This window comes from Magnetovibrio sp. PR-2, from assembly GCF_036689815.1.
GTDB lineage: Bacteria > Pseudomonadota > Alphaproteobacteria > Rhodospirillales > Magnetovibrionaceae > Magnetovibrio.
This window is the reverse complement of sequence record NZ_JBAHUR010000013.1, coordinates 18,858-40,563: the sequence shown is the minus strand read 5'-3', so window position 1 is coordinate 40,563 and position 21,706 is coordinate 18,858. Positions and strand designations below refer to the sequence as shown.

Annotated in this window: 16 protein-coding genes; 3 read left to right on the top strand and 13 right to left on the bottom strand. The window is 55.4% G+C overall.

Features of this window, described 5'->3' with window-relative positions; all coding sequences use genetic code 11:
* Window positions 1-8 precede the first annotated feature (8 nt).
* Complete coding sequence (locus tag V5T82_RS14440; RefSeq protein WP_332896366.1) at window positions 9-1,484, bottom strand: diguanylate cyclase domain-containing protein; 1,476 nt, start codon at window positions 1,482-1,484, stop codon at window positions 9-11.
* Window positions 1,485-1,593: 109 nt separating this feature from the next.
* Between V5T82_RS14440 and V5T82_RS14435 the strand changes: the two genes are divergently transcribed.
* The gene (locus V5T82_RS14435) at window positions 1,594-2,433 is read left to right on the top strand and encodes an alpha/beta fold hydrolase (RefSeq protein WP_332896365.1); all 840 of its coding nucleotides are present in this window, start codon (window positions 1,594-1,596) and stop codon (window positions 2,431-2,433) included.
* Here V5T82_RS14435 and V5T82_RS14430 read toward each other — a convergent pair.
* The 4 genes from V5T82_RS14430 to V5T82_RS14415 form a co-directional block, all read right to left on the bottom strand.
* Window positions 2,419-3,564, bottom strand: coding sequence for a hypothetical protein (locus V5T82_RS14430; RefSeq protein ID WP_332896364.1), 1,146 nt, complete (start codon window positions 3,562-3,564; stop codon window positions 2,419-2,421). The genes V5T82_RS14435 and V5T82_RS14430 overlap by 15 nt on opposite strands.
* A gap of 72 nt (window positions 3,565-3,636) precedes the next feature.
* On the bottom strand, window positions 3,637-4,863 hold the full coding sequence (locus V5T82_RS14425) for a quaternary amine ABC transporter ATP-binding protein (RefSeq protein WP_332896363.1): 1,227 nt from the start codon (window positions 4,861-4,863) through the stop codon (window positions 3,637-3,639).
* On the bottom strand, window positions 4,856-5,755 hold the full coding sequence (locus V5T82_RS14420) for an ABC transporter permease (RefSeq protein WP_332896362.1): 900 nt from the start codon (window positions 5,753-5,755) through the stop codon (window positions 4,856-4,858). The genes V5T82_RS14425 and V5T82_RS14420 overlap by 8 nt, the downstream gene beginning before the upstream one ends.
* An 84-nt stretch (window positions 5,756-5,839) precedes the next feature.
* Window positions 5,840-6,838, bottom strand: coding sequence for an ABC transporter substrate-binding protein (locus V5T82_RS14415; protein ID WP_332896361.1), 999 nt, complete (start codon window positions 6,836-6,838; stop codon window positions 5,840-5,842).
* 464 nt (window positions 6,839-7,302) lie between these two features.
* On the opposite strand from V5T82_RS14415, the gene V5T82_RS14410 reads away from it, so the two are divergent.
* On the top strand, window positions 7,303-7,833 hold the full coding sequence (locus V5T82_RS14410; protein ID WP_332896360.1) for a TlpA family protein disulfide reductase: 531 nt from the start codon (window positions 7,303-7,305) through the stop codon (window positions 7,831-7,833).
* Window positions 7,834-7,972: 139 nt separating this feature from the next.
* On the top strand, window positions 7,973-8,821 hold the full coding sequence (locus tag V5T82_RS14405; protein WP_332896359.1) for a class I SAM-dependent methyltransferase: 849 nt from the start codon (window positions 7,973-7,975) through the stop codon (window positions 8,819-8,821).
* Here V5T82_RS14405 and V5T82_RS14400 read toward each other — a convergent pair.
* The 8 genes from V5T82_RS14400 to V5T82_RS14365 all read right to left on the bottom strand — a co-directional run bounded on the left by V5T82_RS14400 (window position 8,818) and on the right by V5T82_RS14365 (window position 21,602).
* A complete protein-coding gene (locus V5T82_RS14400; RefSeq protein WP_332896358.1) occupies window positions 8,818-10,107 on the bottom strand; it encodes a hypothetical protein in 1,290 nt (429 codons plus the stop codon). The two genes, V5T82_RS14405 and V5T82_RS14400, sit on opposite strands and share 4 nt — an antisense overlap.
* A 70-nt stretch (window positions 10,108-10,177) precedes the next feature.
* On the bottom strand, window positions 10,178-11,587 hold the full coding sequence (locus tag V5T82_RS14395) for a TRAP transporter large permease (protein ID WP_332896357.1): 1,410 nt from the start codon (window positions 11,585-11,587) through the stop codon (window positions 10,178-10,180).
* 1 nt (window position 11,588) lies between these two features.
* Window positions 11,589-12,230: a TRAP transporter small permease subunit gene (locus V5T82_RS14390; RefSeq protein WP_332896356.1), complete on the bottom strand. Its 642-nt coding sequence runs from the start codon at window positions 12,228-12,230 to the stop codon at window positions 11,589-11,591.
* 60 nt (window positions 12,231-12,290) lie between these two features.
* Window positions 12,291-13,298, bottom strand: coding sequence for a type 2 periplasmic-binding domain-containing protein (locus tag V5T82_RS14385; protein WP_332896355.1), 1,008 nt, complete (start codon window positions 13,296-13,298; stop codon window positions 12,291-12,293).
* Between the two features lie 121 nt (window positions 13,299-13,419).
* The gene (locus tag V5T82_RS14380) at window positions 13,420-14,766 is read right to left on the bottom strand and encodes a sigma-54-dependent transcriptional regulator (RefSeq protein ID WP_332896354.1); all 1,347 of its coding nucleotides are present in this window, start codon (window positions 14,764-14,766) and stop codon (window positions 13,420-13,422) included.
* Entirely contained in the window at window positions 14,763-16,421 is a 1,659-nt protein-coding gene (locus V5T82_RS14375; RefSeq protein ID WP_332896353.1) for a sensor histidine kinase, read from the bottom strand. The genes V5T82_RS14380 and V5T82_RS14375 overlap by 4 nt, the downstream gene beginning before the upstream one ends.
* An 84-nt stretch (window positions 16,422-16,505) precedes the next feature.
* Window positions 16,506-17,768: a DUF2336 domain-containing protein gene (locus V5T82_RS14370; protein WP_332896352.1), complete on the bottom strand. Its 1,263-nt coding sequence runs from the start codon at window positions 17,766-17,768 to the stop codon at window positions 16,506-16,508.
* A 39-nt stretch (window positions 17,769-17,807) separates the two neighbouring features.
* On the bottom strand, window positions 17,808-21,602 hold the full coding sequence (locus V5T82_RS14365) for a hypothetical protein (RefSeq protein WP_332896351.1): 3,795 nt from the start codon (window positions 21,600-21,602) through the stop codon (window positions 17,808-17,810).
* Between the last annotated feature and the right edge of the window lie 104 nt (window positions 21,603-21,706).

Here is a 21,706-nt window from a genome sequence, read left to right as displayed (position 1 = left end):
AGTGGTGATTAATGCATGGTTGCTTGAGCATAAACGGCAAATGTATTTTTGCCAGCCCGCTTTGCATCATACATGGCCACATCCGCATTGCTGAGCATGGTTTCGGTGTCGGACCCGTGTTGAGGGAACAAGCTGATGCCAATGCTGACGCCCAATTTTTGTTCACCGACCGATAAGTCGAAGGGCTCGGACAAAATCGAGATCACTTTTTCGGCGACGAGGTGGGCGTCGTTTGGTGAGGTGAGTTCGGTCAGCATGATGATAAACTCGTCACCGCCCAATCGGGCGAGTTTATCGGATTCGCGCAAAACCCGGCGAATGCGTTTGGCCGTTTCGATCAAGACCACGTCCCCCATGTCATGGCCGAAGGTGTCGTTGATGGCTTTGAATTCGTCCAAGTCCAAGAACATGACCGCTAAGGGGGCCTGGCGACGCTTGGCGTCTTTGAGACATTCTTCCAAATGTTCGCTGAACCAGCGGCGGTTGGGCAAGCCTGTCAAGGCATCGTGGCGGGCCATGTAGTCCAGTTGGTCGTTGGCGTCTTGCAATTCGCGGGTGCGTTCATCCACCCGCAACTCCATCATATCGTACGCATCTTTGAGCTGTGCGGTGCGTTTTAATACTTGGCGGCGCAACACGACGTTGGCAAAAAGAACTAAACCAGCCCCCAAGACGGTGACAGCCAGGGCCCACCATACCCAACCCGGCACCATGTCCGGCGCACCCGTTCCATACCAACGGTTCAAGGAGCGGAAATAAAGCGAATTGTTGTCTGTTTTTAATGTCGCCATCTGGCGGTCCAGACCAGCGAGGATATGGTGGTTTTGGCCTTCCAAGGTGGCGTAGCGGATTTCTTTGGCACAGCACACGATGGGGCTGCGATGGACTGTATAGCCGCTTTCCAAGCGGTTCCCGCTGGAGCGCGACGTGATGCCCGCATCCACCCGCCCTTCGGAAACATAGCGCAAGACTTCTTCGTAAGAAGAGACCTCAACCATGTCGATGCGCACATCGAAGCTGTTGAGCAACTCTTGGAAGGACAGGGTGTAGATATCGTCTTTGAGGCCCGCGACCCGCTTGCCTTGCAGCCCAAGCACGGAATCGATTTTGTTTTTGCCGACGTAGACCTGACCCCAGTTGGCAAAAACATTTTCGCGGGTGAAATCGTATTTCAGATCGCGCGGCGCATTATAAGCGATGCCCGCAATGAGATCGAGCTCTCCCGCTTCCAGCTGGCCCAAAAGCTCCGACCATGTTCCCGGAACATATTGGAGGGTCCAGCCTTCCTCTTTGGCGGTGTGTTCCAGAACGTCTATGTAAAAGCCGCGCACCACGCCGTCGGTGTCGAGAAAGATACCGGGACGGTTTTGATAGACGGCAACGCGTACGGTATCTTGGGCGCTGGCAGCTGTGGCCTGAAGCAGGCCGCAGACCACCGCAAACAAAAAAGCAAAACGCTGAAGTGCTGAAATTGGGGGGCTCATAACCATAAGTCACACATTATCAGCAACCAGTATCGTGATCAAAGGGTCTGTGCGCTACTGTCCATAAGGATTATAGTGTGCCATATCACGCGCATAAAAAGGATCTCCCATGTCACAAATGACGTCTCATTATCTGACCTGTCAGGGCTATGATATTCACTTTACCGAGTGGGGAGAGGTGGGCGCAGCCCCCATCGTCATGTGGCATGGACTGGCGCGCAACGGGCGGGATTTCGACCCATGCGCCGAACACTTCGCCGATCGTTTTCGCGTGATCTGCCCCGACACCTTGGGCCGGGGGTGGAGCCAATGGGCCAACGATGATTTGGACTATGGCTTGGACAAGTACGCCGCCATTGCCGTTGAGCTGGTGGATCAGTTGGGTCTCGACAAACTGCGCTGGGTCGGCACCTCCATGGGCGGCGCGTTGGGCATCAAGTTGGCGGCCGGCGCGCTTAAGGGGCGCATCACACACTTGGTTCTCAACGACTTCGGCCCGGAACCGGCGGCGGCCTCGGTGGATCGCATCGTCGAATACGTCGGCAATCCGGCGTCGTTTGACACCCTTGAAGAATATGAGAAATACCTACGCACCATCTATGCACCTTACGGTTTTCAAACGGACGCTGAGTGGCGACGCATGGCGGAGACCTCAGCCCGGCGCAAGGACGACGGCAAGATCACGGTGCACTACGATCCGCGCATGATCCAACAGCTGATCAACTACCCCACCGACTATTTGATGTGGGAAGACTATGACCAAGTGGACGTGCCAACAGTGTTGTTGCGCGGTGCCAACTCGGACCTGATTACACCTGAATTGGCCCAAGCCATGACCACACGCGGTCCCAAAGCCGAAATCCACGAAATCCCCGGCTGCGGTCACGCACCTGCGCTGAACGTTCCCGAACAGCTAGACATCATCGACGAATTCCTAAGCCGCGCTTGAGTCTGGAAGGATTTTATCCAGGACAAAATCGCGCAACCAAGCCAGCTCATCTTCCTTCATACCTTTGGCAATCGAAATGGTTTTTGTTCGACCAACAAGATTGAGATGATTCGTAAAGCTAGAGTCTCTATTGATGAAATCAAGTTCCATGAGGTCATCAAAGTGAATGGAGCGTTTATGATATGGCCCCAAAATGGGGAGGTATTTGTAGAATTTTAGTTCTCTTTCTCCGGGGCATATTTGTAAGTAACTGAAAGAAAAATCGAAGAACATTAATGCGAGACTTATAAAGTAGAGGGTCTGAATTATTGTGCCATTCGTTTCAGATGATAACTCAAGAACTGCTGCTACGATGATCGTAGCTAATGATATAAACATGAACATGTACAACGAAGCTAAAAACATATGGATAAATATGACATGAAGTGGGCGCCTCATTCTTATCCGTGTACCATGACTATCGTTCTTGATTGAGATAATAAAGGGTTTCGGTGCGTTGATGCGTGGTAGCTTGAGACGGACACGATCAAAACGGTGCCGAAGAGGTTTCTCAAATTCAGTTGTTCTGAGTTCCTCATCTCCATAACTTGAAATACGTAAGGCAGGGCGGCTCAGTTGAAGAGAATACCGTTGCCAAGTGCTTCGGGGTACATGTTCTTGTTTGGAGGTAAACAACCGTATTGATAGGTCTTTGTCCTCGTCCCACAGTACAATATCGTATTCTGTCGTTTGGTTCCCCTCATGATTTGGAACTGTGACCAGAGCCACATGGCCAAAGTCGACTAGAGACAGATTGTAGTTATATGTGGGTGAAAAAGGTCGAGTGTAGGTGATTCTGACCTCTCCGGCAGTAGGGTCAATTATTACTTTTGCCTTTGGTCCCGTGGATATTTTATGATTGAGCAAAGCGTAAAATATCCATATCCCAACACAGCCTACAAGAATGGGAAGAATGAAGTCTGAAAATACTACGGCAATAATCACGATTAGACTCGGGATCAATACGATGAGATATTTAAGGTCTACCGAATTTTTGTAATAAAGCGAATAGGGGTACTGCTCCATGTTGGCCTTTACTAAACGGCCATTTCTCAGGATTTCCGACACATCTTTGTTTATCGCTTCGTGCATGCCCGGAGCTTAGCACGCGGCAATCATCGATTGCATGGAAAAATGGGCACTCCTATGTGCATGCCAAAGGCCTCAAGCCGCGCTTGAGGCCTTTTCGTCTGTGTCGTCTTCGTTGGAATTCGCCAACACTTCGACCATGTCTTGTTTGCAGATGGTGCCTTGGTATTCGCCGTCTTCGTCCAAGACCGGAACCGGATAGTCGGATTCCAGGGCGGCGGGTAGGGCGTCTTGCAAGGCCGTGTCGGGTTGAAGCGTCGGGCCTTCTTCGCAGACTTCGTGAAGGGGCGGGTTGGGCTCCGGCGTTTCACAGACTTCTTCCAACGTGTCTTGCGTAACCACGCCCTGGTATTCGTCGTCGTGGAAGACATAGCCGTAGTCTTCGTCCCAGCCGCGCATCTTTTTCAGGGCCTCGTCTATGTTGGCTGTGGTCAAACGGCATTGCGGCGGCTTCATCAAGACGTCCACCGACAACACCCGCGCCCGGTTCACGTCGCGCACGAACGCTTCGACATAGTCGTCGGCCGGGTTGAGCAAGATTTCTTCCGGACGGCCCACTTGGCTCAGTACACCGTCTTTCAAAATGGCAATGCGATCGCCCAAACGCAGGGCCTCGTCCAAATCGTGGGTGATGAAGACAATGGTTTTGCGCAGCTTGTCTTGCAGTTCCATCAGTTGGTCTTGCATGCCGGAGCGAATGAGTGGGTCCAGCGCAGAAAACGCTTCGTCCATCAGCAGGACTTCCGGATCGGTGCACAATGCGCGGGCCAAGCCGACGCGCTGTTGTTGACCGCCGGAGAGTTGCGAAGGGTATTGGTCTTCGTAACCTTCAAGGCCAACGGTGTTGAGCCACTCGCGCGCTTTGGCGTTGCGTTCGTCTTTGGGGATATTTTGCACTTGCAGGCCGAACGCGACGTTGTCGATGACGGAGCGGTGCGGCAGCAAACCAAAACGTTGGAACACCATGGACATCTTGTGACGGCGGAAGTTTTCCAGCTCGGTCTGGCCTAGGTCCATCACGTCAATGCCGTCCACCAAGATCGCGCCCTGGGTGGGGTCGATCAGGCGGTTGAAGTGGCGGATCAGGGTCGATTTGCCAGAGCCCGACAGACCCATGATGACAAAGATCTCACCCTTTTTGATGTCGAGGTTGATGTCTTTGAGACCCAAGGTGTGCCCGGTTTCGGCCAACAGTTCGTCTTTGCCCATGCCGTCCAAGACTTTGGGCATGACGGCCTGGGGGTCGGAGCCAAAAACTTTGTAGAGATTTTCGACTTTAATGAGGGTGTCTTCGTTACTCACTGTGCATACCCTCCAGGTGTTTTTGGCTGCGTTTGGCGTAAGCTTGGGACACGCGGTCGAACATGATGGCGATGGCAACGATGGCCAAGCCGTTCAGCAGTCCCAGCGTGAAGTATTGGTTGGTGATGGATTTCAGCACCGGTTGGCCCAAACCTTTGACACCGATCATGGACGCGATGACGACCATGGCCAACGCCATCATGATGGTTTGGTTGATGCCCGCCATGATGTTGGGCATGGCCAGCGGCAACTGAACGTTCCACAAACGCTGGGTCTTGTTTGCGCCGAACGCGGTGGCGGCTTCCAAGACTTCGCGGTCCACCAAACGAATGCCCAAGTTGGTTAGACGAATGACAGGCGGAATGGCGTAAATCACAACGGCGATGATGCCCGGAACCTTACCGATGCCCAAAAGCATTACGACCGGGATTAAGTACACAAACGCGGGCATGGTCTGCATGATGTCGAGAACCGGGGTCACAACACTTTGCACCCGATCCGATCGGGCCATGGCGATCCCCACCGGGATGCCGATGGCGATGGACAGCATGGTTGCCACGGTGATGATGGACAATGTGCGCATGGTGTCGGCCCACATGCCGAAATAACCGATCAACAGGAATGAAACCAACACAATGGTCGTGAGTTTCCAAGACCGGCTGGCCGCATACGTCAGGCCCACCAATACGGCGATGACCACGATCCAAGGCGCGCCCAGCAATAGTTTTTCAAACCAAACGAGGAAATAGAGCAGGGGTTCAAAGAACGCTTCGATGAGATCGCCGTAAGACCGCGAAAACTCGCGATATCCGCCATCCATTGCTTTGCGTAAAGCGACCAAGTCGGCCCGGTCCATTGCCGGGAACTTGGTCAGCCATGAGGAGTCCGCCATGTGTCCATCCCTCCGGAGTGAAGATTATGCATACAAAACGCCCCTGATGTCGGACCATTGGTCATACATCGGGGGCGGTTGTGGTTACATGCTTGCCAGGGCTTTTTTGACCTTGGCCGCTGTGTCAGCCGGAACCCACTTCATCCATACATCCGGATGGGTGGTGAGGAAGTGAACCGCTGCCGTTTCGCCTTCGGCTTGGTTGTCTTCCACCCAGGCCAACAAACCGTTCATCAACGCGTTGGTATAGGAGCGTTTGGCCAAGTAAGCCGCACCGTCCGGAACGCGGTCGACGAAGCTTTGCACGACCAAGGTTTTCACCGGAGACGGGGGATACATAGACGGCTTGGGATCTTCGCAGACCTCTTGGGTGAGGCATTTGTCGAAGTGATCCTTGTCGGTCACACCGAAGTCCACTTTGACCATTTTGTATTTACCCAAAACGGCCGTCGGCGCCCAATAGTAGCCAAACCAGGCTTGTTCACGTTCATAGGCTTTGGCGATGGAGCCTGCCAATGCTGCACCAGAACCGGGATCAACCAGATCAAAGCCAGAACCTTTGAGGTTGAGTGCTTCATACAAGTGGCCGTTGGTCACTTGGCAACCCCAACCCGCCGGGCAGGTCATGAACGCGGACATATCCGGGTCTTCGGGGTGTTTGAACATCTTGGCGTTTTTCTTCACACCTTCGATGGTGGCCAAAGACGGGTCTTTTGCGACCAAATACTCGGGAACCCAGAAACCCTCTTCGCCGCCGTCGGACAGGGCGTCACCCAAAACGTTCAAACGTTTGTCGGCAATGCCTTTGGCCAAGGCTTCTTTGAAGTTGTTGGTCCAAAATTCAGGCGCGATATCCGGTTCGCCCTTTTCGACCATGGAGGTGCCGGTCGGCATGGTGTCGCCCGGAATAATTTCGGTATCACAGCCGTAACCGTGTTTCAAAATAAAGGAATCAACGTGCGCCATCAGGGTCGCAGACGCCCAGTTCATGTCGGAAATGGATACTTTGCCGCAGGATGCTTGTGCTTGTGCAGCCGTCATCACGCCGGCAACCAGCACGGCGGTGGACAGAAGTCGTTTCATGAGGAACTCCCCTAAATTATTGGTGGCGCTGAGAAACAGCGCCGAGACCGAGCGTTCGGTCGGCGAAATCCTGGGAAACCGCGCATCGACGTGAACTCTTCAGAGCCCAGTGTTCGGCGATCGCAACGCAAACCAAGAAGGTCTGCAGCCCAGGGTACGCGGGAGTCCAACGCAAAATGGTCGATACAGCCAAATGGCCAAAACATCGAACTCCTCACGCGTATATGTAAAGCCTTGCATGATTCGGGAGGGGCTTCAACCGGGGGAGGCTGAAAACTTGGGATTATGCGCGGTTTTTTAGGGCATCTACGCGGTTTGCACTAGCTGCAATGCGCCAGGGTGCACAAGGGTGCACAAGGGAAAGAAACGGTGGCAAGACGCGCGGGCCTACCACCGTTTCCCCGTGGCCGATCTAGACTTTCGAGCCGCTTAAGGGGCAGCCGAACAAGGGACCGACCACACAAATGTTGAACAGGCCCGTGGCCATCGGGGCCGCGCCCGCCCCGGCCTTGGGAGGGGACTGTGGTGTGTTGGTGACGTCCTGGGCGACATTTATGCCGGGCGTCTCCCAAGAACGAATCCCAGATGTTGGATTTGTCGATTCTGTCGCCACCCAAAAGAATTTGCACGATTATCTGGGACAGCCGCTTCTGATTAATTTTTGGGGAACCTGGTGCCCACCGTGCGTCAAAGAGATTCCCTCGCTGGATCGCTTGGTTTCCAAATTGGAAGCTAAGGGCGTTCATGTGCTGGCTCCAGCCTGGGAAAAACGCGGAGGCCTTGACGACGTGCGGGCGTTCCTCACAAAGCACCGCGTGAATAATCTCAAAGCCCAAATTGATGCAGATGGGCAGATGGCCAAAGCCTTTTCCGTTCACCGCTTTCCGTCCACCGTTTTGGTGGATGCCCAGGGACGGCGGCGGGGGACCTTTGTCGGCGGGGTGAATTGGGATGAGCCACGCGTTCTGGACACGGTGCTGAGCAGTCTGAAATAAATCGAGACGCTGCGGGGGCGTACGCCTACGGCTATGGGGCGCCGGGGGGCTAAAGACCTTCGGTATTTTTCTTTCTTCTGAAGCGAACTCACCATATAGTCCAGTTCTCTTGAATAGCCTTTAGTAATGTCTTCAAATCGTGACGAAACAATCCAACCCAGATGACGTGTCCACAATCCGTGGGGAAATCAGTGGCGATGGCCGATTGACCTTCGGCGAGCGTTTGGCCTATTTGCGTCGAAATGCTTGGCGAAATTTGCGCGCGAAACGCAGCTCGTTGCGCGCCGTTTTTTATCGTCCAGAGGGTGTCTCTCAGATAACGACACCGTCTTCGCCATCGCGGGCGCAAACCATGGCGTTTTTGGAACACCGCTTGAAGGACATGGTGCCTGAAAAGGGCGCGCGGATTTTGGATATCGGCTGTGGCAGTGGCTTCATGAGCGACGTGTTCGCTGAGTGTGGTCTCACGGGTGATTATACGGGCATTGATATTCAAGACCGTGTCCGTGAAACCTTCGCACATCCGGAAGCTTTTGACAGAACGTTCATCGAAGCGGACGCCCACACGTTTGAGACGGACCAGTCGTTCGACCTGTTGTTTTCATTTTCGGCCCTGGAACACATACCCGACGATGGCAAACTTTTGCAACATCTCGATGGGATGTTGAAAGAGACAGGCGCGCACTTGCATATCGTTCCGGCGGGCTGGGGGCTTCCCGTGTACTTGTGGCACGGGTTTCGCCAGTACACGTTAGGCGACATCGAAGACCGGTTTGGCCGTGAAAACGTAAACGTCTATGCCCTGGGCGGGGTGTTTAGCTTTTTGCTGCACTTCATCTTCATCACAGTGTTTGAGATGATTTTGCGCGTCCCTGTGCGCAAATGGTTTCGCAGCCTTTATCTGGTGTTATTGCGCTTTAGTTTACGCGCCGACCGATTTGTCCCTGTGGCGCCTGTGGCGTACGTGGTTCACAAGACCAAGTCCTAGGCCAGGCGGCGCAAGACGGCACGCAAGCCCAGCACCACAAACAACATCCCAGATAGGACGGATATAAAAAACGTCAGGGGTCTCAGCCAAGGGGCGCTGTCAATGGGGCGATGGCCGAAGTATTGCTTGGGTTGGAACAAGAACCGATAGAGCTTCCAAGCGTATTGCTCTATCCCCTGGCCCTGCATTTGATACAGTCCGTCTTTGCTGCCGATGTAAATCAGGTAGTTGTCCTCGTGGAAGAATTCACGAACGCCGGCGGATACGGTTCCAAACGGTTTGGCGGAATAACGGCCCTCATCAAGATGGGCTGCTCTCAAGCCCTCGGTCGTGTCCGATGTCGAGGCGAGATAAAGCTCTGCCGCATTCAAGACCCGCCCGACGGGATTTTGCACATACGCCATGTTGTTGGTCGGATCGACATAGGCCCAGCGGGCTTGTTCCGCGATATAGCTTTCGGAAAACGCATGCGAACCCATGTCCACGAGACCTTGGGCGCTGCCGGTGATGAGATTGCGCGTTGGGATGCCGACCAAGTTTGCAAGATAGCCGTATCCTAGTGAGAATTGGCGACAGAAATTCCCTGTCCGCCCGTCGTGCTTTTGCGAAATCACAGACCAAGGCGTCATGGAATTGAGTTCCGGCGGGGGCGCGCCGCTGACCATATTTTTTCGAACGAGAGCAACCAAAAAACGGATTTTGTCGAGTGTCGGCGCATCGAAATCAAAACCTGCGCCCTGCAGCATGTCGAGGGCCTGGTCCGCTTCGGCATCTGAAAAGGCGGCGACATCTGGCACCCACCGGTTCATTGCCGGTGGGGTGCCCATCAAGATCGGAACGTTCGATTGGGTGATTTGATATTGATCGACACTAACTTGTTGGATGCTGAATCCGCCGCTGCTGGCCTTTCCAAAATAAACGCTCAATGCAATGGCATCAATGTCAGGTGAAGAAATCGTGCAGTCAAAAGGTTCAAGGGCATAATCATGTTTGCCTTCGCGCACCGGAACGCTGAGGGTGGAGGCCGTCATCTCCAGGGCACGCTTGCCGTCGCGCAGCTGCCACTTTGAACACGCCCCGGGATTTCTCAGCGTAACGTTGAGGTGTGCGGGTTTGTCGCCCGGTGAGAGCCCTTCGATGGCCAATGTGTCTTGGGAAATGGGGTAAAGCCCGCCCAAGGCGGCTTGTTCGATCTCGGTCTTGGCATAGAGCTCTGTGCGGAACACGTAGAGTGACAAAAAGGCCAGACCCGATACGCAGGTGATGATGAAGAGGGCACGGAGCACGTGAAAGCCTTTGGATATCTCTGCCAAACGTGCGGAGTATATCGGTTAAGGGCCTTCAACGTCCACGACATTATCCGCCCAACAACAACCCCGGTAGGTAAAGCACAATGGACGGGAACGCGATTAGGCCTGCTATGGTCAAGGCGTCGGCGATGAAAAACGGTGATGCGCCGCGAAACACATCTTGGACCGAAATATCGGAGCGCACACCCGCCACAACAAAACAGTTGAGCCCAATGGGTGGTGTGATCAGACACAGCTCCGCCATCTTCACCACAATGATGCCAAACCAAATGGCGCAACCCGTCGCGGTCATGCCGAACGCGCTGTCGGCCACGGTTACATCTGGCCCGCCATTGAGCGCAATGACGGCGGGGAACACCACGGGAAGCGTCAGCAACAACATGCCGATGGCGTCCATGAACATGCCCAGCACCGCATATGCCATTAAGATGAACAACAGCGTTAGCATGGGACTTTGGTCCAGTCCGCCGACCCATTCGGAAAAGGCACCGGGCAAATCGGCAAAGCCCAAAAAGCGCACATAGATTAGCACGCCCCAGATGATGGTGAAGATCATCACCGACAGCTTCGCCGTTTCCAGCAATGCGTCTTTCAATTGCTTCCAGCGCATGCCGTGGATCAATGCCATAATGAACACCACGAACGCGCCCAATGCGCCGCCTTCGGTGGGCGTGCCAAACGCATCGCCGCCAAAGGGGTTGTAGATAAAGACAATGATGATGAAGACCACAAACACGATGGGCAACGCACCGGGGAGGGATTTAAATTTCTCCAGCCACGTAAAGCCGCCCACCGGAGGTCCTAAGTTTTTAAAGATCATCGCCATGCCGACCACCAGGCCGCCATAAATCACGGCGGAAAACGCGCCCGGTAAAAAACCGGCGAGCAGCAACGCACCCACGTCTTGTTCGACGATGATGGCATAGATCACCAAGATGGCAGACGGCGGGATCAAGGACGCAAGCGTGCCTGCCGAAGCCACAACACCTGCAGCAAAGCGTCGGTCATACCCGGCCTTGAGCATTTCGGGAATGGCAATGCGTGCAAACACGGCCGACGTGGCGATGGAGGCACCGGACACGGCGGCAAAGCCAGCGGTGGCGAACACGGTGGACACACCCAGCCCACCCGGCAACCAACCCAGCCAGCGCTTGGCCGCTTCAAATAGGTTTTTGGTCAGCCCAGCGTGGTAGGCCAAGTACCCGATCAGGATAAACGTAGGAATCAGAGATAAGGCCTGGGACGAGACCTTGGAGTGCGGGACTTGCCCGGCTGTTTTAACGGCAACCGTCAGCGCCCAAATAAAGCGATCCGGGTTATAGCCTGCTTTGGCCCAAAAGATCCAAATCAAGCCGACAAGACCTGCAAAGGCTGCTGCAAATGCAACGCGCACACCACCGATGACAAGCACCAACAAAAGTGCCGATACGATCAAACCGATATCAAGAGGGCTCATATCAACGGTCCCCATTTTCAGCACTGGACACGGCAGCGGCTTCGTTGGCGGCGACGGTGGCAGCGTCTTCGATCAAGGGAACGGCGATGGGGGTGGATGTGCCGGATAGAATGGCGCGCCCATAGCCCAGAAGTTGTACGGCCAAACGCAAACTCAACACACCGAACGAAACTGGAACCAGTAACTTCGCAGGCCACAAGGGCAGGCGAATATCCAGGCTGGAATCGCGGCTCCATAAAGGTGCTGCTAAATCGAATGAGCGGTCAAAGTGCGACCAACTGCCCCAGGTGAGCAACACCATCAAAAGCAACATGACAAAAACAGACAGGAATTCCATCACCCATAAGGGCCGACCGGTTAGACGACCGATGACCATGTCCATGCGGATGTGCCCGCCTAAGCGTTGGCAGTAGGCAATGCCGACAAAGGCGATCAACGGCATGGCTTGTTCAATCCAGTCCACATAACCCGCCAATGGGCTGTTGAACAGGTTGCGTCCGCCGACGCTGATCACGGCCAAGATCATCAGGGAAAAAATCGTCCAGCCGCCCAGCAGGGCCAATAGGCTTTCGACTTTAAACAGTTGACGATCGACGCGGCTGAGCCAGCTGGCATCTTCAAGAACGGATGACGTTCCAGCCATGATGAAATCCTCCCCAAACCCATGAGGCCACCTTCCCAGGGTGGCCTCATAAGTTCTGACTTATTTTGCGATGGTTTTGACAACCAACTCGTAAAGTTCTTTGGCGGGCAAGCCGCGTTTGGTGTTGTCCGCAATCCACGCTTCGGCAGCCGGACCGGCAACAGCGTTGCGGAATGCGGCCAAAGCGTCGGCATCATACGTCACACGCTGAATGCCTTTTTCATCCAACAGCGGGCCCCACTTGGACATGGTTTTGGAATTGTAGTGGGACACGTAGTGCGCCAATGCTTCATCGACCGAGCCTAAAAGCGCACCACGTTCTTTATCGCTGAGCATGTTGAGCGCGTCGGTGTTGACCACGACCGGGCAGTTCACCGTGCCGGGGTTTAAGTTGGTGGTCCACCACTTGGCGTTTTCCACCGTGCCGAACGCCATGTGGGCGTGCGGGGCGAAGGCTGCTGCCTTGATCACGCCGCTGTCCATGGATTGGCGGACCTCGGTCGCAGACATGGACGTCGGCACAGCACCGACGGCTTTGAGCGCACGACCGATGCCGCCTGTGGCGCGCACGGTCAGACCTGCGTATGCGTTCAGAACTTTGGGGGCATCGCCGACACCGACGATGTTGTATTGCGGCAGCGGAGACGGCATCAGCAGTGTCGCATTCCAGCGCGCCAAATCGGCTTGAACGGCCGGATGGCTGTAAACGGCTTGGGAAACTTTAACTTCTTGTTCCAAAGAAGAAACACCCAAGAACGGCAGTTCCAAGACCGTGATGGACGGGTTTTTGTCGGCGTGATAGCCCGCGCAGAATTGTGCCATTTCAAATGCGCCGATGGAAATGCCGTCCAGATTTTCTTTGTTCTTGGACAAACCGCCATAGGAAATGTTGAGCGTGAACTCACCGTTGGTCTTGGCGTTGACCAGCTCGGCAATTTTTTCGACGTGCTCGGTAAACGCACGGCGTTTGCCCCACAGCGACACATTCCATTCCGTTGCTATGGCTTCTGCGCCAAAGGTCATGACCAGCGCTGAAATAATCCCTGCTTTCAAAAACTTAGGTGACATTGATACCTCCCGTGTATGACTTTTTATAGAACACCTTACAAAACCATATAGGAAGCCGGACGGCGAAAGGTATGAAGGAAATTGCCAAGGGGGTGGAAAAAGGCTGCAAAAATCCGCAGGATTAAATGAGCTCTTCCTTATTGAGGCCCAATTTCACGATCTTATCGTTCAATGTGCGCCGCCCGATGCCGAGCGCTTCGGCCACGGCGTCCATGCGGCCTTTGTGGGTTTGAATAGCTTTGGCGATGAGCTGGCGTTCAAACCCGGCCACGGCTTCGCGCAGGGTTTCGGGCACATCGTCGGGGGCGGCGTCGGTGTCGAGGGCTTGAGCGACCGAACCCTGCCCACGGCGCGCAGTCAAAACGCGACGCTCGGCGACGTTTCTCAATTCACGCACATTGCCGGGCCAGTCGTGGGACAGCAGTGTCGCCACGTCTTCGGCAGAGGTTTGCGGCGCGCTGATTTCGTACAAGTCAGCGTACTGAGAAATGAAGTGCGCATAGAGCAGCGTCACGTCGTCACGGCGTTCGCGCAACGGTGGGATGGTCAGCATGACGGTGTTGAGGCGGTGATAGAGGTCCTCGCGAAATCGGCCTTCGCTGACCGCTGTGCGCATGTCTTCGTTGGTGGCGGACAGCACCCGCACATTGGCGTGAATCGGTTCGGTGGCCCCCAATGGGAAGTATTCGCGCGTTTCAATGACGCGCAAAAGTTTGGCCTGAACTTCTAGGGGGAAACTGGCGACTTCATCCAAAAACAAGGACCCGCCGTCGGCCCGGGCCAGCGCGCCCATGTCGCCTTTGGACACGCCAAACAGCATCTCTTCGAAGTGTTCAAAGGGAACGGTTGCACAATCAATGGCGATGAAGGGCGCGGCTGTGCGGGGGCTAAGATCGTGCAGCGCCTGCGCCACCAAACCTTTCCCGGTTCCGGTTTCACCCAAAACCATCACCGAAGCGTCCGTCTCGCTCAAATCCATGACTTCGGCGCGCAGCTCTGTGATTTGTTGCGCGTCACCCAATAATATCCGGTCCAATCCCGACAAATCCGCTAGGCGTTGTTTCAACAAACCGGAACTCACCTGGAGGCGGTACTTTTCGCCAGCATGTTTGAGCACGGTGAGCAAACGGCGCGGATCGAACGGTTTTTCCAAGAACGTATAGGCCCCCAGCCGCATGGCATCCACAGCCATGGGAATATCACCGTGGGCTGAGATCAGAACCACGGGCGGGCTGTTCATGTCCGACAAGCTTTTGAGCACATCCATGCCGCTCATTCCCGACATGCGCACATCGCACAAAATGACGTCTGGATTAAATGCAGATATGGCGTCGTGGACATCCTCACCGCGCTCGCGGTCTAGAACCTGCCACTTGGCTTTGGTTAACAGATGCACCAACGAGTCGCGCATTTCCGCATCGTCATCGACGATGAGCGCGCGCAGGCCGTCGCCTTGGGATGCGTTCATGACGAGCTCCCGTTTTTGTGCAGCGGCAGTTTGACGCTGAACTCAGCACCGCCACCGGGCACGTTCGCGGCTAAGAGTTCGCCATCGTGCTCTTTGATAATTTCCGCTGAAATCGCCAAACCAAGTCCCATGCCTTCTCCGCTTGCTTTGGTGGTGTGGAAAGGCTCTTGCAAATGTTCAATGGACTTATCGCCCAGCCCTGCACCACTATCGGCCACGCTGAGGATAGCAAAACTGTCTTGGATATAAAGCCGTACGTTTAACTCTCGCGTGGAACAGGTCTTCAGCGCGGCTATGGCGTTTTTCAAGAGATTGACGATCACTTGTTCCAAACGGAAGCGATTGGCGAAGACCTTAATTGCAGGGTCCTCAACGGTCGTGTTGGTTTTGATCTTCGCCATTTGCAGATCCATGGAGACCAAATCAAACGCACTGGTCCAAGCGTCCACCAAATTTATCGGCGCGAAGGCATCTTCACGGGGTTGGGCAAAAAAGCGCAGCTGTTGAAAAATGTTTTCCATGCGCACGACAATGGCGCTTAAGCGCTGCAGCAGGTCTTTGTCCCCCACATCGTCATCATCCAATTCCGCCGCCGTCAAATAGTTGCGCATGGCCGAGATGGGTTGGCCCAGCTCATGGGTGACCGAAGCCGCCAGTTGGCCCAAGGCCGCCAACTTACTCGCGCGCGCCAGCTCGGCTTGGGCTTCTTCCAGCTCAATGTTGGTTTGATGAAGTTTCCGCCGCGCGGCTTGGGACGCCTGTAGGGCATCGCGGATTCGCACGGAACGGATGAAAAACGCCACCACCAACAGCAAAGAAATCACGATGGCGGCTGTGATGACCGTGAACCATGCCCGTTCTTGAACGCGTCCCACATCGCCCAGCAAATGCAGCGTCCAATCCAATCGACCCACCGCTACGGCATTATGCAGATACGTCTGCCCATCCAAGCTCACCGTGCCCGGGCCCAGCTCTCGCCAAGGCAGCGGTGCGAGCTTTTCTTTGCCGAACTGGCGTTCCAAACGAATGTCTTGCATGCGCGCTTGGGTGATGGGGTTTAATGTGCCGTATAACCACTTGGGTTCGGAAGACAGAACAACAACACCGTCTTTATTCGACACCAAAGCGCGCTCTTCCCCGCGCGTCCAAGATTGGGTAAGGGGTGCAAAGTTAACTTTCAAGGCAATCACCCCGGTGACGTTGGCGCGCGGGCCCAAGACCGGCTCGGCAATGAAATAACCGGGTTTCGACGTGGTTGAGCCAATGGCGAAAAACTCGCCACGCTTTTGCGACAAGGCTGCTTTGAAGTAAGGACGGAAACCGTAGTTTTGGCCTAAGAAGGTCACCTCTTGATCAAAGTTCGACGCGGCAATGGTCTTGCCGGCCGGGTCCATCAAATAGATGGCTTCCAGACCGGCACTGTTGGAAAAGTCCTGAAGCCGGGCATTGAGCGCGTCCAGATCGGAGCCGTCAGCCCCCAAGATCACATAAGGATCGCGGGCCAAAACATGCGGGAGGTGTTGAAACTGTTCCAACGCCCCCACAAGCGATGTGCGGTAGAGCGACGTGCGGTTGTCGACACGTTGAAGTTCAAGTTCGTGGAAATAGGCCAGGGCAAAGTGGAACAGCGCATAAAAAAAGCCAAATGCAGCCATGAAGGATGACGCCGCTAATAATCCGCGACGGTTTCGCGGGCTCAATCTCGCTGCAAAATGCTCTTTAGCTGCCATCCCTTAGCATTACAGCAAATCCAACTGCCATTCCATATCGCTTTCGGTCAGCGGGTAACCGCCTGTTGCGGCAGGCTGGATGCGTTTGCCGGGCGGTATTTTTGCGCCTTCCCTTTGCAGCGCCAAAGCAACGTCCATGTCGAACCCGCTTTTCCACGTAATCGCGAGAACGGTTTTGGCGCTTTGCAAGGTGAACATTTTTTTCACCACGTCAGGCGGCAACTCGCTCAACAAAGACAGGGCATAAACCACAAACGGCAAATCGCCGGAATTGAGCGCATCCACAACAGCATCCGCGTCCAAGGCGTTGGCTTCGTGCAGGCGCTGGACCTTTTGTTGGATCTTTTTGATTTCCGTGTCGTCTTGATCCAGCTTTTCTTCGGCAATGCGCCCTTGCACGGCTTCGGACAGTTCTTCTTGCAGTTCCGCTTCCAAGTCGTTGCGTTCGGAAAGCTGTTGAAGAAGTGATGAGCTCAAGAAGTTCGAGATCTTTTTGATGGTGTCGACACTCAAGCTCGGGCGGTGGATCAAGGGGGCGTGCCAAGACGTAACGTCTGCGGACATGCGCGAAATATCTTCGAACGAGGCTTCGGAGATGTTCGACGTTTTGTTGGCCAACAGTGCGCCCACACCTTGTTCGTCACCCGTGTCGACAATGGCGCCGGACACGTCTTCGCCCAGATCTTTGCGGCGCGCGACAGCGCTCAACGCACCGGAATTCATGCCGCTGGTGATCAACCCGATCAGATCGTCATCGTCCAACAGGGGGGAGAATTCCAACACGGGTGCTGCGACGATGTCATCCACGTCATTGGCGAGCATAGAGATAATGGGTTTGGGAACGTTGTCCAGTGTGCGAACTTCATCGGCAACGATCTTGCGCACATCGGTGATGGTGTCTTGGGCCAAGATGTTGAGCACCTCAAACACCATATCGGCGGCTTTGTCTTGCAGGTCCGGCTCGAGGTCGGGCAGCAACTTGCCGATTTTTTGGGCTAAGCCGACACGCACTTCGGTGCTTTGGTCCTTGGCCAGGATTTTATCGGCCTGCAGGGGGGTTGCCGCGTTGTTGGCTACAGTGCGACGCACTTCGGGTGACTTGTCTGTGGCGAAGTAATACAGAAGCTCTGGTTGCAGGTCGCCGCATTCGGCGAGCTTTGAGCGGGCTTCGGCGTCACCGTGTTCGGCGATGTCGCGGGCTTCTTCGTAGGACGGCGCTTTGGGTGCGCCTGCGGCTTGGTCTTTATTGCCGCCAAACAGCCATTTCAGCATTTATACAGTCCAATAATTTTGTGTTTGTATGGCCTGATCTTACCAGTCAATTTTTTCAATGCCATCGAAATTCAGCTCGCTGCCATCATCAAATCGGATGGTGCCTGCGGAATCTTCTGACAGAGAGATGTAATTATCAGCCTGTTCTTCGATGGACCCGCTTTTCAACGTCAATTCCCAATCTCCGGTTATCGGCGTGCTGCCGTCATGGTTTTCCAGGTGGATGTTATCCAACCAGCCACTGCCGCCCTTGACGGTGTCGGTGCCGCCGCCTTCACCGAAGATGAAGGTGTCGTCACCGTTTTGACCGTAGAGAATATCGTTCCCCGCATCGCCGCGGATGACGTCGTTGCCGTCGCCGCCGTACAAGCGGTCGTTGCCGTCGCCGCCGCGAATGACGTCGTTGCCGTCCATGCCATACAAGCGGTCGTTGCCAGCACCGCCCTTGATCACATCGTCGGCCCCAGAGCCATAGACCGTGTCGTTGCCGACGCCCGCGTCAATTTCAGAGATGTTGTTGAGTTGCGTGGTGCGGAAATCCATGGAGTTGTTGGCGGACGTCCCATGGATGGCACTGGCCGTGTCGCCACCGTCAACGGTTTCCACATTGCGAATGCCGCGCAGCGTGATGTCGCCGTCGTCTTCGGCTGACAAGGTGTCGTTGCCGGAACCGCCATCGACATAGTTTGCGCCGTCACCGACCACGATGGTGTCGTCACCGGCTTGGCCGTAGAGACTGTCGTTGCCCTCACCGCCGACGAGTTGATCATCACCCGCGCCGCCATAGAGACGATCGTTTCCGGTACCGCCTTTGATGGTGTCATTCCCATCAGCGCCGTAAACAGTGTCGTTGCCTGCGCCTGCGTCAATCTCGGAGATGTTGGTCATGGTCGAGCCACGAAAATCCAACGAGTTGTTGGCGTTGGTGCCGTGGATAGCGCTTGCGCTGTCGCCACCGTCAACAGTTTCAACATTGCGGATGCCACGCAGGGTCATGTCGCCATCGTCTGCGGCCACAACGGTGTCGGAGCCCGCGCCGCCATCGACATAGTCTTGGCCATCGCCGACCACGAAGGTGTCGTCGCCGTCCATGCCATAGAGCGTGTCGTTGCCCGCACCACCGATAATCTTGTCGTCGTCGCTGGATCCGTAAATCCGGTCATGTCCCGCGCCGCCGTCAATCTCAGAAATGTTATTCAACGTCGTGTTGCGGAAATCCAACGTGTTGTTGGAGCTGTTGCCGTGGATGGCACTCGCCGTGTCGCCGCCGTCAACGGTTTCGACGTTCTTGATGCCGCGCAGCGTAATATCGCCGTCGTCTTCAGCCGACAGGGTGTCGTTGCCGGAACCGCCGTCGACATAGTTTGCGCCGTCGCCAACCACAATGGTGTCGTCACCAGCTTGACCATAGAGCGAATCGTTGCCTTCGCCACCGACGATGCGATCATCGCCTGCGCCACCATAAAGTCCGTCGTTGCCTGTGCCGCCCTTGATGGTGTCATCGCCGTCTGAGCCGTAAACCCGGTCATTGCCAGCACCGGCATCGATTTCGGAGATGTTGGTCATGTTAGCACCGCGGAAATCCAACGTGTTGTTGGATCCCGTGCCGCGAATAGCACTTTCGCTGTCGCCGCCATCCACGGTTTCGATGTTTTTGATGCCGCTGAGGGTGATATCCCCGTCGTCTCCAGCCTTTAAGGTATCGTTACCTGTGCCGCCGTCGACATAATCTGTGCCGTCGCCGACGACGAAGGTGTCGTCGCCGTCCATGCCATAGAGCGAATCATTGCCCTCACCGCCGACTATAGTGTCGTCGCCACTGGAGCCATAAATTCGGTCGTTGCCCGCACCGCCGTCGATTTCGGAGATGTTGTTCATTTGGGTGTTGCGGAAATCGAGCGTGTTATTGGCCGAGGTGCCGCGCACGGCACTTTCGGTTTCGCCGCCGTCAACGGTTTCAACGTTCTTGATGCCACGCAGGGTGATGTCGCCATCGTCGCCTGCGACGACCGTGTCGTTGCCCGTGCCGCCGTCAACGTAGTCAGAACCGTCGCCGACCACCAACGTGTCATCACCATCATCGCCGTAGAGCGAATCGTTGCCTTCCCCGCCGACGATGCGGTCGTTGCCGTCGGAACCGTAAATCCGGTCATGTCCCGCGCCGCCGTCGATTTCGGAAATGTTGTTCAATTCGGTGTTGCGGAAATCCAGCGTGTTGTTGGAGGCGGTGCCGCGCACGGCACTTTCGGTTTCGCCGCCATCAATGGTTTCGATGGATTGCTTTTGCGACAAGCTGCTCAGGGTGATGTCGCCGTCGTCTGCCGCTTTTACGGTGTCGTTCCCTGCGCCGCCATGAACATAATCCGTGCCTTCGACAATCAACGTGTCGTCACCGTTGCCGCCATACAGCTGGTCGTTGCCGGCACCGCCGGTTAGGGTGTCGTTGCCATCTTCGCCATACAAACGGTCAGCGCCTTCGCCGCCGTTGACTTGGTCACTTCCCGTACCGCCGTAGACGCGGTCATTGCCTGTGCCGCCGGAAACAATGTCGTCCCCGTCATTGCCGTATACCCGGTCATGGCCGGATCCACCATCGACTTTGTCGGACCCGCCGCCGCCGGAAACCGTGTCGTTACCGGCCCCTGCGGAAATGCTTTCGTTTTCTTCCGAGCCCGTGATGCGTTCGGAACGATGGGTACCGGCGTCAACTTCGACATAGTCAATCACGTCATCGACGCGCACATGCAGGTCGGCGGTTTGTGACGCCGTTGCGCCGCCGTCTCGTTCGGTGCTGGTGGCGACGATTGTGAGATCAAAATCGTCGTGGGAATCTTGCGGTGGCGTGACGGTCAAACCTTGCAATTGGTCGGGGCTTAAGGTCCATGAGCCATCGCCGTTATCGGTACCGGCGGACAGTTGGGCGCCGGTGGGCACACCGGAAATGGTGACGGAAAGGCTTTCCGAACCATCCAAATCTGTGAGTTTGGCTTGAACATCCAAAGCAATAGCCGTGTCTTCTAGGCCTTGGGTGTCCAAAACAGACAGTTCCGGGCTGGACGCGATGGTGTCGGTCGGGCCGGATTCTGTTTGTTGGGTGTCTTGCTGTTCGGTTTCTTCGCGTTGGCGCAAACGGATGCGCTCGCGCACATTGAGGCCTTCGGGCCTGTCTTCGTTATTGAGTTGCGGGCGTTCGCCAAATTCTGGGCCCTCGCCGTCCAAGCGATTGGGTGGGAGATCGTCAAGCGTTTCGCTTTCGCTATCGTCACCGCCAGCAACGTTGACGGTTTCATCCGTCTCAGACGCGTTTCGGGTGTTGTCCGGTTCAACGGTAATGGAAACGGAAAAGCCATCCGCGTTGTCTTCATCGACTTTGATGGCGACGCGATTGAGCTCTGTGGCTTTGAGCGTGACGGAGCCGTCGGCGTTGCGCACGCCAAAGGGCAGGGGGCCGTCGCCGACACCGTGCAAGGTCACTTGCTGGTGGCCGGGATCCGTTAAAAACTGGCCAAGTTGCAGAGGCACGACAACAATGCCGCCCTGTTCGCCCGCCTGTTCCACCATTTGCGGTGTAATGGTGAGGTCCAACTCGCGGGTGTCTATGGTTTCTGACTGTTCGACGCGGGTGCGGTGGCCTTCGTCGCGTTCGATCAGAGGACGTTCATCGTGGCTGCCCATATGAAGGTTGGGCGTTGTGATGTCCACCTCATCGGCCGTTTCGACAGGTGCGTTTAATACGATGATTTCTTCATCGCTGCCCGGCAGTTCAGCTCGATCGAGATCAAAGAGCTCGATGGAAACGTCGGGGGCAGTCCCGTGATCTGCAGGAGGAGTCATTTTGACCTCTCTATCTCATAACTGGCGCCCACCAGTCATATTAAATGTAGCCTTCTTGCTCGATTTGGCAATGTTTTGGACCAAAACACTAAAATTCGTCCAAT